Consider the following 12,201-nt stretch of genomic DNA (forward strand, 5'->3'; position numbering starts at 1 on the left):
GATGATGGATGCACATATTCATCTGGATTGGTATCAGCCGGGTGAGCAGCAACAGTTGATTCATACACTTAAAATAGATGGAATGATAGCTGTTTCAAGTGATTTTGAGAGCTGTCAAAAGGTGTGGCAATTGGCGCAGAAATATCCATTTGTTTATCCCGCTTTCGGCTGGCATCCGGAACAAGCATTGCCGCCTGATCAAGAAATCAATCGTATCTTTCAGGAGATTGAACAAAAATTCGAAAAAATCGTGGCTATTGGAGAAGTAGGGCTCCCGTATTATACCAAACGTAATGATGATTCGCTGGATATTGCACCTTATCACGCCATATTAGAGCGGTTTATACAGGCTGCAAAAAAGTATGATCTGCCAATCGTATTACATGCTGTTTATGAAGATGCCTCTGTTGTCTGTGATATGCTTGAAAAATATCAACTGGAGCGAGCCCATTTTCATTGGTTTAAAGGGGATAAAGCTACGATTAACCGTTTGATAGATAATCGATATATGATTTCTATCACGCCTGATTGCTGGTATGAAGAGGAGATTCAGTCTTTAATCAAACAATATCCGTTAGAACTTATTATGGCAGAAACAGATGGGCCATGGCCGTTTAAAGGGCCTTTTCAAAATCAGATGACACATCCAAATATGATTATCGATGTGATAAAGAAAATAGCTGAGGTAAAACAGCTGCCTTTTGATAAAATTCGACAACAGCTGACGGATAATACGTATCAGTTTTATCGTTTAGAACAGTTTAATAAATAAATTGCAAAGGGGTTAATATCCATTCAGGTTTTGTGAAAATACATGGAATGATAGCCCGGATTTTAGAGGAAAGTACGTTAATTAATTTCAAAATAAGGGAATAAGATAGTGAAAGAGGATGCTTTTTTATAAGGGATATAAAATAACAGACTAAAAAATCCTGACTTGATAAGTTAGCATTCCTGATTGGATTCAAATTAAAAGGATGAAAACCATGTCTAAAAAAAGCATATATTTGAATTTATAATGGGAATTATTTATCTTATTGTTTGCGGTATTGTGCCTATCATTTGGGGACCTATTATGTACTTTGGTACTGGTGAACCATTATTCCTTGTACTTCCATTAATCGGGGTTGCGGCTATTATGATAGCGATTGTAAAATTAAAAGATCTAAACGTAAAATGAAAGATTCGTAATATCCCCCCTGAAGCAGCTCATTACAAATTGTAATTTAAAAGGAAGTCCAAAAAACGCAATCGAAGGTAAAAGTGTCACCTAGATACACTTTTACCTTTTCATCCGCTGTAATTTTAGCTAAAATAGTCTTCTAATCCGGCAATAATACCTTCTGCTGCATGATTTTGATAATTATCCGTTTGAATTGTCTGCTGTTCCTCTGAATTGCTGATAAAACCAAGCTCAATTAAAATCGCAGATTGCTGATTCTCTCTTAGTACTTGGAAATCTGCTTGTTTAGCTCCACGATTGTCGAGATGAACATGACTCATCAATGACGTTTGTACAGACTCAGCAAGCATCTGGCTTTCGCTTTCATTCTTGTAAAAGGTTTCCACTCCATGCGCAGCCTGGTCTTCCGACGCATTATAATGCAGGCTGATAAATGCATCTGGATTGGTAGAATTACTTATGTTGACCCGTTCTCCCAATGAGAGATACGTATCATCTTCTCTGGTAAACGTAACAGAAGCTCCTTGATGGCGTAATTGTTCTCCTAATTTTTTTGCTGTGGTTAAAGCTAATGTTTTTTCATATACTTCCGATCCTACTGCACCAGGATCTTTCCCGCCGTGACCTGGATCAATCACAAATTGACGGCCGGCAAGCGGATTTTCAGTGCTTTGTTCCGCTTGAACTTCTTGTGTCTCTTCTTTTGTTTCGCCCTTTTCCTTTTCGCTTTCATCGTCTTTTGGCTCAGCTGTTGCTTCTGACGCTTCATTTTCGATTTCTTCTACTGTTTCTAATGATTCTGTTTTTTCATTTTCTTCTGATGTGTCACTATTTCCATTTGATTCGTCATCTTTATCAAGTAAATATAAAGCGATCCATACTTCTTCATCATGATAATATGTTTTGCCCCAGCCGTACAATTCTTCAAAAATAGTAACCTTCTCACCATGATTCATCTGCGTAACAACAGCTGCATTCTTATCAGGCGCATTGCGTACATTTACTGCTGGTGCTTGAATTCGGTACAGTTGTCCGTTTTCTGCTTGTTCGGCAGTTTCTGTATTTGTTTCTGCTGCAGCAGCTGCTGTTTCAGCTTGATTATCTTCTGTATCGGATTGTTCGTTTTCTGGCTCTGTCTGTATCTCATCCACTGCTGATAGGTGATGTAACGCGACCCAAGCTTGTTCGCCGTTATAAAATGTTTTGCCCCAGCCATTGGATTCTTCAAAAATAGTAACCTTATAGTCTTGTTTTAATTCACTTAGAATGGCTGCATCCTCAGCAGGTGCATTCATTAATTCTGTTGCTTCCGTGTCAACTTTGTACAATGTCCCGTTATCTGCATGTACTGTTGGTATAAAAATGAATAGGCAAACGAGAAAAGCAATGCCTATCATTAGGTTGTACTTCATATTGGAAATACCTCCAATTAATAGTTTGTTATATTGACAGGCTCTCCAATAAATTTCATAGATATACATTTTATTCAAAATTATTAGATTGGAAGTATATGATTGCAGATTAATAATGAAACATTTTCAGGGATGGTGTTATGTTTTATCAGTGTTAATACAAGCAGTTTTAGAATACATAGAGCAGAAGGATTTATTACATATAATTAAAAATGGGTATCTTGACAATAGGATGTACATTGCCCTAACATATATATATTGTGCAAAATTATTTCATCTCCTTTTCTATGAGGGGGATGAAAAATAGAAAAGAAGGTATTTAGATGGAGAAAAATAGAGCAAAAGCAAGTAACGGTCTGGCTGAGGAAGCATCCTCCAATAAGAGAATGCTATATTTGATTGCTATCATGGTGATTGGCTTTAACCTGAGGCCGGCAATTACTTCCGTTGGACCGTTGTTAGGGACCATTCGTGATCAGATTGGGCTGGAAAATTGGAGTGCGGGGACGATTACCAGTTTACCGCTTATCGCGTTTGCCATTGTATCGCCGCTTGCGCCAAAGCTTGGCCGGAAGCTGGGGAATGAAGGAGCTGTCTTGCTCGGCCTGATCCTGCTGTTCGCTGGAATTGGCACCCGATCCATTCCATATACACCGACATTATTTATCGGGACAGCTATTATCGGGGTTGGCATCGCAGTGATGAATGTGCTGCTGCCGGCAGTCATCAAGGAAAAATTCCCGCATAAAGTCGGTCAAATGACGAGTGTCTATTCCACATCGATGGCAATATTCGCGGCCACGGCTTCCGGACTTTCTGTTCCGCTTGCAAAGGGAGCAGGTTTAGGATGGGAATTAGCTTTATTATCCTGGGCTGTGCTGGCTCTGGTCGGAATCATTGTTTGGATTTTTGTTATCAAGCAGAACCCTGCGCCTAAAGAAGAACAAGTGGAGTTAAGCAATAAGCCTTTTAATGACAGCAACCTGTGGAAATCCCCATTGGCTTGGCAGGTTACGTTATTTATGGGTCTGCAATCATTTATATTCTATGTAATGGTATCATGGCTGCCAGAAATCATGCAGAGCTTTGGATTTTCCGTATCTGCTGCCGGCTGGCTGATAGCTTATGTGCAGTTTGTCGGATTGCCGTCTACTTTTCTGGCACCGGTGCTGGCAGAGAAATTCTCTAACCAGCAGGGGATCGTGTTGGGAATCAGCGGCGGTGCAGCAGTTGGATTTATCGGACTGCTAATCGGGGGACCGCTTCCGCTGATTTTCGTCTGGGTAACACTGATTGGAGTTACTTTTGGAGGAGCCATCAGTCTGTCACTTGCCATGCTTGGCATGCGTGCACGTAATGGACGCCAGGCTGGAGCGCTGTCTGGGATGGCGCAATCCGTCGGTTATATTTTTGCTGCCATTGGACCGTTATTTATCGGGCTTCTGTTTGATATTACGCAGGCCTGGTCTGCGCCAATTATTGCTATCATCGTTGTTTGCTTGTTAATGATGATTGCAGGATTAGGTGCTGGCAGGAATAAGTTTGTGTAACGATCTGCCCTTTGATAATTAATAAGAATGTTTGATAAAAATCCTGCTCGGTGCAGGATTTTTTGTTTTTTAGAGAGTTAAATGAGAGCTCCAGAGTGTTTACAGGCTCCACTGACCAAGTCCAAGGGAGGTCTATTTTTGATATTGCGTTAATCTTCATCCTAGTTTATTTCTCGTACATGAAAAAAGAATACATCAGATTTTCAGTAATTGTGTCCATTAATTTAAGAATGACTTGTGTTCGGGGATATTGTCTTATTTCATATGAATGTCCGTCCCATATTGTATTAAATGTAATTTTCTTGCTACAGATTGGGATGCAAAGTTATCCCAGGAGGTACTATACAATGCAAGTAATCCTTGACTTTGAATTTCAGCTGCCCAAGCAATGGAAGCGTCTATCGCGTATGCTCTTCCACGATACGTTTCAAATGTAGCTAAGCTTGCTTCAGCCGCTTCATTAGTTTGTCTCACGCTGCAGCAAACGGATACAGCTGCTTCATCTTCAATAATAGCAAAGCAAGGCTGTTTATATTTAAGTTCTTCGTAGATATATGGGAAATTTTGCTTCAGGCAGTCTTTGTTGAAGTCGGTAATTCGTATGGCTTTCGTTGTTATGCTGCTCACATCAGGAAACACGAAAGCAGGTCCAGTCCAAAAATTGCTGATTTGCCGATCTGTATTTAAAATGGTGATTATTTCTGCCAGGTCTATAGCAAAATCTGCATGAATGCTTCGTTCCAGCTTCTTTATTACGTTCTCCTCAAGGGCATTGGAGTACCTTACTACATTACCAAGCTGCGTCCCGCCAATGAAAATACGAGGTGCAGCCTCGTTTGGCGGCTCATTCACAAAGGTCATTCGATTATTATGATCCTTTTTAAATAACACGTTTACATGGCGTTTCATCAATTCTATATCAGATACCAATAAAATGCTCCTCTCTCCATTACCATTTGCTTTGCTGACAATATGATTATTTAACAGAATATTATATGTTCTTTTTACCACAAAAAGCATCCACAGGCAAAGTACATCCATATAGTGTAAAGGAATGTGTTAAACTTTATGAAATACCTGTAAAAAATCTCTGCAAAAAATGGAGATGCAAACAGACATAGCTGGCAATAAAGATAATAGAAATCATCTATTAAACTAAAATTTCATAGGAGGCTGTCTCACTTGAACAATAAAATTCTCATCGTAGAAGATGATATCTCGGTAAGCGAAATGATACAAAATTATTTAGAAAAAGAAGGCTATAAGGTAGTTACTGCTTTGGAAGGCGAAGAAGGAATGCAAAAATTTCAAAACGATACATTTGATTTAATCATTCTTGATATCATGATGCCAAAATTAGATGGCATAGAGGTAATGAAACAAATTCGAAGGGACAGCTCCGTGCCAATACTAATTGTATCAGCGAAGGATACGGACGTGGAAAAGGTGCTAGGCCTGGAGCTTGGTGCAGATGATTACATAGCGAAGCCTTTTTCCATGATAGAGCTTTCTGCCAGAGTAAAATCGGCATTGCGGCGTGCTACCAGTTATTCGGAGACGAAAAAAGAAGAGCAGGTGATAAACCATAAAGATTTAACAATTGATATCAATAATTTCTCTGTTCAAAAACATGGCAAGGAAATCAAACTGACTTCCAAGGAATTCGATATTTTGAAACTGTTTCTTAAGCATCCTAATAATGTTTTTACAAAGGCTCAAATATATACCACGGTCTGGGGAAACGACTACTTTGGGGATGAAAATGTCATCAATGTTCATATTAGAAGACTGCGAGAAAAGATTGAGGACAATCCGGCTGAGCCTCATTATATTATGACCATTTGGGGAATTGGCTACAAACTAGGGGAATAGATGTGTGATAATTTTTTGAAAAGGGGGGAAAAGGCATGGTTTATTTCTTTATAGGGATTACCCTGATTTTAACCGGGATTATCATTTTTCAATATAGAGCAAAGATAGCAAGAGACAAGCAAATAAAATATATGCATGAAAAATTGGATAAGATCATCGCTGATAAAACCAGTGAGAACCTGCTTGTTTTTACCGATGATAAGGAGCTTATTCCTTTATTGATCAGCATCAATCATCTTTTAAACCATAATCAGAAAATATTGGTGGATTATACAAAAAAGGAAGAATCGATTCGGAAAATGATTTCAAATATTTCTCATGATTTAAAAACACCGCTGACCGTTATTGTTGGATATTTAGAAATCATTCAATCGAATAAAGTTATCGAAAAAGAAGCGGGCAAAGAGGTTCGTAAAGCACATGAAAAGGCGACAGAGCTGCTGACATTGATCAATACGTTTTTTGATTTGGCAAAGCTGGAGTCTGGAGATAAGGAGATAACACTCGAAAAGATACATATTAATGAAATTTGCAGAAAGAGCATTTTAGAGTTTTATGAAATGTTCACTCAGCAAGGATTAGATGTTTCCATTAACATTCCAGATGAGCATATCTATGTAGCTGGAAATGAAGAAGCTCTTGACAGAATCCTTAGAAACCTGATATCAAATGCCATCAAGTATGGAAAGGATGGTCAAGTAGTGGGGTTAAACTTAAAACATGATAACGCATTTGCTTACATCGAGGTTTGGGACAAGGGGAAAGGCATTGATGAAATGAATAAAGAAAGCGTATTTGAAAGATTGTATACGCTTGAGGACTCGCGAAATAAGCTGTATCAAGGAAGCGGGCTGGGACTTACCATTACGAAAAGATTAGTCGAAAGTCTGGAAGGTGAGATATCACTATCCAGCAAAGCTTATGATAAAACAGTATTTACTGTGAAATTAAAGAAAATGCCTTCGCAGGAAAACTAAAAATCCGCTTCTGTCCCGTTCTTTGCAAACTTAAGAAATTCGTAAGACTTTGTTAAGAAAAAAGATAATTTTAATGTTTATGATTATTAATATAGCAATTTTGCAGAGAAAGGGAGGGATTTATTATTATGGAATACATTTTAAGAACACATGATTTAGGAAAATCTTTTCATGGAGGTCATGTTGTTTCCAATGTCAATATGAATATCAAGAAGGGAGAAATCTATGGGCTTTTAGGTCCGAACGGCGCAGGTAAAAGTACAGTCATGAAAATGATTTTAAATCTGTTTAAACCAAGCCAGGGCGCCGTTGAAGTGTTTAACGAAACCTTGACGGATACTTCTTATGAATTATTTAAAAGGATGAGTGCAATTATCGAATATCCGATTTTTTATGAGAAGCTAACTGCAATGGATAACTTGGATTTGCATTGTGAATACATGGGTTATCACAATAAAAAAGAGATAGAGGCCGCTTTGGAGCTTGTGAATCTAAAAAACATCGATAACAAATCGGTTAAAAATTTCTCTTTAGGTATGAAACAGCGGCTGGGAATTGCCAGAGCGGTAATCACGAAGCCAGAACTGTTGATATTAGATGAGCCGGTTAATGGACTGGATCCGGTTGGCATTATTGAGATGAGAGACTTACTGGCAAGCCTGAATAAAGAGTATGGCATAACCATTCTGATTTCAAGTCATATTTTAGCGGAAATAGAGCAAATTGCTGACACAATCGGTGTAATGAATAATGGGTATCTAGTAGAAGAAGTTTCCATGGATTCGATTAGAGAAAATAATGCGGAGTATATAGAATTAGAAACCGATGATGCCGGGAAAGCAGTATATATTATTGATTCAGAGCTGAATATAAAAAATTTCAAAGTACTTGATACGAACAAAATAAGGATATATGAATCAGGGACGTCACAAAATCAAATCTATAAGAAGTTAATGGAAAAGGATATTTCCATTACATCCATCAATACAAAGTCGGCTTCATTAGAGGACTATTTCTTGTCCTTAATTGGAGGCGGGAGGAATGCTTAAATTAATTCGTTTAGAATGGCGAAAAATAAATCTCAGACAGTATGTCTTTGGTGCTTTAGCAGCATGCTTTGCTCTTGCCGGATTGTTATTCTTTGCAATGTATATGGATAGAAGTACGTTTGGTGCCACCAGTGAAGATTTTTTCTTCGTGGTTGACAGCACGAGAATGGTTTTTATTGTGTTTGCAGGTATATTAATTTCGAGGCTGTTTATTGAAGAATACAATGATAAAACAATCTCTTTGATGTTTACGTATCCCATCAGCAGAAAAAAGATTATTATCTCTAAATTATTGATTATCATTTGTGCTACATTTTTCTTTATACATGTATCAAGAATCTTTGTAGCAGCAGTTTTATACATGTTAAACAGCCAATTGAATTTTATCGATGGAGGCATAACAATTCATTTGATAATGGAATATTTTAAAAACACCGTGATCTACGACCTTTCTTTCAGCGGTATCAGCTTAGTTCCTTTATTTTTTGGGATGCTCAAAAAATCTGTTAGAACAACAATAATCACATCGATTATCATTGCCATTTTCTTTGGCATAAGTAATGAAAATCTATCAGACCTTTCGATAGGTTCCTTCATTGTCAGATCATTGGTATTTATCATCATTGGTGCGGCTGCTTCGTATTTAGCGATAAGAAATATGGAGCGCAAGGATGTAACGTAGCGATGAGGGTATTCCGGAATATTACTGCCAACAATGTAATTTTCAATGTCAATAGGAAGAGAGGTGAGAAAAATCTTTAAGTTAATGAGTTTGGAAATGAGAAAAATAAATTTTAGCCGATATATAAATAACTCCTTAGCGGCATGCTTTGCCGTTACCGGATTTTTATTCTTCATGCTATATATAGACAGGGAACAATTTGCTGCCAGCAGTACAGATTTTTTATTTCTGATTGACAGTATAACACGAATGGTATTCATCGTTTTTTCAGGAGTGTTAATTTCAAAATTAGTTATCGAAGAATACAATGATAAAACCATTACCTTGATGTTCACATACCCAATCAGCAGAAAAAAGATCATTATCTCGAAGCTATTGATTATCATAGGATTTACCTTTTTCTCTATGCTTCTGTCCAAAATTTTTGCTGCATTTGTTTTATCTATGTTAAACAGCAACTTAGGATTTATTGACGGTGACATAACGATTCCCATGCTCATCGAACATTTTAGAAATACGATTTTATATGACCTTTCTGCCAGTGGTGTCAGCTTAGTTCCTTTGTTCTTTGGAATGCTTAAAAAATCAGTTAGGACGACCATTATTACCTCTGTTATTATTGCCATTTTCTTTGGTGTCAGTAATGAAGACTTATCGGTAGGATCCTTTATTGGTATTCCAGTGACACTTAGTCTTATTGGTATCGTTGCTTCTTACTTATCAATAAAAAACATTGAGCACAAAGATATATCTTAATGACATAAGGTCTCTATTTTGAAAAGACCGAAAAATCAAAATATACAGGAGTTACTAGCGATGAAACAAGACTACATTTATTTGTTATTTACAAACACTGGTACTTTATTGACGAAAGCTATTAGTCTGTATACCAAAGCAGAATACAATCATGTTTCGTTAGCCTTGGATTTGGAATTAAATGAAATATACAGCTTTGGCAGGAAGCATTTACGCAATCCATTTTGGGGAGGATTTGTGAAGGAAAATACAGAAGAGGAACTGTTTCAGAAAGCGGACTGCTCCATCTATGCTTATGCAATCAGTTCAAAACAAAACAAGAAATTACAAGAAACGTTAGCATTTTTTAAGCAAAGAAAAGACAATTACCACTATAACGTAATAGGACTGTTTGGAGTCATGTTTAATAAGCCCATTCCACGGTCAAATGCTTACTTCTGCTCGCAATTTGTGGCTTATCTGCTGATGGAAGCTGGTATGGTTTCTTTTGACAAGCCGCCGGAGCTTATCACACCGCAGGATATTCAGCAGCTGCCTGGATTAATTTCTATCTATCAGGGCAAATTACAAGGCGCAGTTTAACCAGAAGAGGGAGGCTCGAATTTCATACATTTTTTACCGAATAGGAGGATGCTGTTTGAAAAGATTCGTTTTATTAGTTTTCATGCTGATTGTATCCATCGTAACGTTGTTTGTCACTGCTTATTTTCAACGGGATGTCAATACACTGTCGTTAAATGATCCGCAAGTTATCCAAGCAAGTATTATCATAATGATTATTTTGTTCATTCCTCCTGTGTTATTATCTTTTTTCAACCATAAATTTTGGAGGGTTATCTCAGCGATTTATCAATCTATTTTTTTCTTGGGATTTATCATCCTTGTACCGACCGGCGTATTCAGCTTCCAGGCTGTGGGTATCAGTATTGTGTCATTAATCGGTGCAGTTATCAGTCTTTGGAGCATTTTTAGCACATTGCCAGAAAGCTTTTTTAAAGAATATTGATTTAGCGTAGAGGTAGGAGACTTTCTGTGTATCGAAGTATCCGCAGCTCCAGAAATAACATACGACATTATCTCAGGAAAGGTCTTATCCATGGTAAGGCCTTTTCTGTATGGGATAAGACTTATCATATTTTGATTAAAAAATGATCGTTTAAAAATTTTTAACAAAATCTTTTTGACTGTAGAATGACTTATGATACTCTAGCGATAACTTGCATGACTCGAAAAGTATGTTGATATGTAACCAAGTGAAACCCGATTGTACAGCACAGCATATTTCACTTTTAAAAAATGGAATCATAAAACGAAATATTATGCAGTGGGAGTCAGCGCCGTTATCCCCCTCTAAAATAAATTCATTTTCCACGCTTTATTTGAAGGCGGAAGTTTTACGGGCGTTTCTCCGTGATAAAAAGTCAGGTTCGGACGTTTACAAGTTTGATTTATGGTGAATAAAGCAAACTATAAAAGATTTTTTATTAAGTCTCGGTATCCTCTTAGCTTTTCTTATCGTAGAAAAGGGAGTTTTTTTACAAGTATACCCGATAGATTGAATCGTTTCCCGAATATTTCTATTAAATAGGTATCTGGATTGTTTTAAAAGATTTTAAATAAACCAAGGTGGTGAACCGCATGGAAGTTTTATATTTTTCAGCTGGACGTTCTGTTTATGAAATGAAGAAAGAAGCACAGGAATGGATAATGGAGGAAAGACCGGCACCGGTTTCATTTATATGCCTTGCTGCAGATCCCAGTCGGAAAGGACGGCTGTATGGAGGAACCTTTAACGAGGGTTTATGGATAAGTAATGACAGCGGCAAGACATGGGTACCCGCTGGATCAGGAATATCACATAACAGGGTGATGAGTGTTGCAGTCAGTCCAACAGAGGTTAAAAATGGATATCATGTCGTTTGGGCAGGCACCGAACCGAGCGGTCTGTTTCGTTCAGATGACGGAGGGGAAACCTGGGTTGATTGTCCGGCTTTACTGGATTTACCTTCAAAATCTTCCTGGAGTTTTCCGCCTCGGCCGTACACGCATCACGTACGTTGGATTGAACCGGATATTCATGAGAAAAACCGCATATTTGTCGGCATTGAACTTGGCGGCGTGATGAAAAGTGAAGATAAAGGGGGCAGTTGGGAAGATCGAAAACCGAATTCCCAACATGATTGTCATGCTTTAACAACACACCCGCAAGCTCCAGGAAGGATATACGAAGCTGCGGGCGGCGGGTATGCTGAAAGCTTTGATAGCGGAAAGACCTGGCAGACGGTCAATGAGGGTTTGGAGCCATATAACTATTTGGTTGATATTGCCGTAGATTCAGGGGATGCAGATACAATGGTGGCTGCTGCGTCCAGGAGTCCTTATGAAGCATACGATCCATCCCGTGCAAAAACGATTTTAGTACGGCGTGAAGATGGCGGTTCTTGGTCGCCTGTATACAAAGGCTTGCCGGATGCAGAAGGCTCCTCTGTTTTTGCGTTAACTTCTCATCCATTCCAATCAGGTGTTTTTTACGCTGTGAATAATCTCGGCTTCTATCTTTCATTTGATGCAGGACAAAGCTGGGAAAAAGCACCGCTGGATTGGCCGGATGACTTAACGGGAGAAAGAATTCATGGATTCGCGATGGTCGTTTCCGAGGATTAAAAGACCATCGCGTCCATGGTCTTTATACGAATACGGGAATGTTAGATAAATGATAT

Annotated in this window: 12 protein-coding genes; 10 read left to right on the forward strand and 2 right to left on the reverse strand. The window is 38.2% G+C overall.

Going from position 1 to position 12,201, the window contains the following annotated elements; translation table 11 throughout:
* The first annotated feature begins 1 nt into the window (after window position 1).
* The gene (locus MKX55_RS11275; protein ID WP_339238229.1) at window positions 2-772 is read left to right on the forward strand and encodes a TatD family hydrolase; all 771 of its coding nucleotides are present in this window, start codon (window positions 2-4) and stop codon (window positions 770-772) included.
* 533 nt (window positions 773-1,305) lie between these two features.
* Here MKX55_RS11275 and MKX55_RS11280 read toward each other — a convergent pair.
* Complete coding sequence (locus MKX55_RS11280) at window positions 1,306-2,595, reverse strand: N-acetylmuramoyl-L-alanine amidase (RefSeq protein WP_339238231.1); 1,290 nt, start codon at window positions 2,593-2,595, stop codon at window positions 1,306-1,308.
* Between the two features lie 386 nt (window positions 2,596-2,981).
* Here MKX55_RS11280 and MKX55_RS11285 point away from each other — a divergent pair, with 386 nt between their 5' ends.
* Window positions 2,982-4,145 carry an MFS transporter gene (locus tag MKX55_RS11285; protein WP_339238507.1) on the forward strand — a complete coding sequence of 388 codons (1,164 nt, stop codon included), beginning with the start codon at window positions 2,982-2,984 and terminating at the stop codon, window positions 4,143-4,145.
* A 255-nt stretch (window positions 4,146-4,400) separates the two neighbouring features.
* On the opposite strand, the gene MKX55_RS11290 is transcribed toward MKX55_RS11285, so the two are convergent.
* Window positions 4,401-5,156: a GNAT family N-acetyltransferase gene (locus MKX55_RS11290; RefSeq protein WP_339238233.1), complete on the reverse strand. Its 756-nt coding sequence runs from the start codon at window positions 5,154-5,156 to the stop codon at window positions 4,401-4,403.
* 171 nt (window positions 5,157-5,327) lie between these two features.
* On the opposite strand from MKX55_RS11290, the gene MKX55_RS11295 reads away from it, so the two are divergent.
* From MKX55_RS11295 to MKX55_RS11330, 8 genes are all read left to right on the forward strand, one after another.
* Entirely contained in the window at window positions 5,328-6,017 is a 690-nt protein-coding gene (locus MKX55_RS11295; RefSeq protein WP_339238235.1) for a response regulator transcription factor, read from the forward strand.
* Between the two features lie 35 nt (window positions 6,018-6,052).
* Window positions 6,053-6,994: a sensor histidine kinase gene (locus tag MKX55_RS11300; RefSeq protein WP_339238237.1), complete on the forward strand. Its 942-nt coding sequence runs from the start codon at window positions 6,053-6,055 to the stop codon at window positions 6,992-6,994.
* 128 nt (window positions 6,995-7,122) lie between these two features.
* Window positions 7,123-8,043, forward strand: a complete 921-nt coding sequence (locus tag MKX55_RS11305) for an ABC transporter ATP-binding protein (RefSeq protein WP_339238239.1) — start codon at window positions 7,123-7,125, stop codon at window positions 8,041-8,043.
* Entirely contained in the window at window positions 8,036-8,725 is a 690-nt protein-coding gene (locus MKX55_RS11310) for an ABC transporter permease (protein WP_339238241.1), read from the forward strand. Before MKX55_RS11305 ends, MKX55_RS11310 begins: the two co-directional genes overlap by 8 nt.
* Window positions 8,726-8,821: 96 nt before the next feature.
* On the forward strand, window positions 8,822-9,481 hold the full coding sequence (locus MKX55_RS11315) for an ABC transporter permease (RefSeq protein ID WP_339238243.1): 660 nt from the start codon (window positions 8,822-8,824) through the stop codon (window positions 9,479-9,481).
* Between the two features lie 60 nt (window positions 9,482-9,541).
* Complete coding sequence (locus tag MKX55_RS11320) at window positions 9,542-10,063, forward strand: hypothetical protein (protein ID WP_042533983.1); 522 nt, start codon at window positions 9,542-9,544, stop codon at window positions 10,061-10,063.
* A gap of 55 nt (window positions 10,064-10,118) precedes the next feature.
* Window positions 10,119-10,487, forward strand: coding sequence for a hypothetical protein (locus tag MKX55_RS11325; protein ID WP_042533985.1), 369 nt, complete (start codon window positions 10,119-10,121; stop codon window positions 10,485-10,487).
* 632 nt (window positions 10,488-11,119) lie between these two features.
* Window positions 11,120-12,145 carry a hypothetical protein gene (locus tag MKX55_RS11330; RefSeq protein ID WP_339238247.1) on the forward strand — a complete coding sequence of 342 codons (1,026 nt, stop codon included), beginning with the start codon at window positions 11,120-11,122 and terminating at the stop codon, window positions 12,143-12,145.
* Window positions 12,146-12,201: the final 56 nt, after the last annotated feature.

This window comes from Oceanobacillus sp. FSL W7-1281, assembly GCF_037969835.1.
Lineage (GTDB): Bacteria > Bacillota > Bacilli > Bacillales > Amphibacillaceae > Oceanobacillus > Oceanobacillus oncorhynchi.

Coding starts and splice junctions, on each gene's coding strand:
- MKX55_RS11275 (WP_339238229.1), top strand. CDS start 2: ATGATGGATGCACATATTCATCTGGATTGGTATCAGCCGGGTGAGCAG.
- MKX55_RS11280 (WP_339238231.1), bottom strand. CDS start 2,595: ATGAAGTACAACCTAATGATAGGCATTGCTTTTCTCGTTTGCCTATTC.
- MKX55_RS11285 (WP_339238507.1), top strand. CDS start 2,982: ATGCTATATTTGATTGCTATCATGGTGATTGGCTTTAACCTGAGGCCG.
- MKX55_RS11300 (WP_339238237.1), top strand. CDS start 6,053: ATGGTTTATTTCTTTATAGGGATTACCCTGATTTTAACCGGGATTATC.
- MKX55_RS11305 (WP_339238239.1), top strand. CDS start 7,123: ATGGAATACATTTTAAGAACACATGATTTAGGAAAATCTTTTCATGGA.
- MKX55_RS11310 (WP_339238241.1), top strand. CDS start 8,036: ATGCTTAAATTAATTCGTTTAGAATGGCGAAAAATAAATCTCAGACAG.
- MKX55_RS11315 (WP_339238243.1), top strand. CDS start 8,822: ATGAGAAAAATAAATTTTAGCCGATATATAAATAACTCCTTAGCGGCA.
- MKX55_RS11320 (WP_042533983.1), top strand. CDS start 9,542: ATGAAACAAGACTACATTTATTTGTTATTTACAAACACTGGTACTTTA.
- MKX55_RS11330 (WP_339238247.1), top strand. CDS start 11,120: ATGGAAGTTTTATATTTTTCAGCTGGACGTTCTGTTTATGAAATGAAG.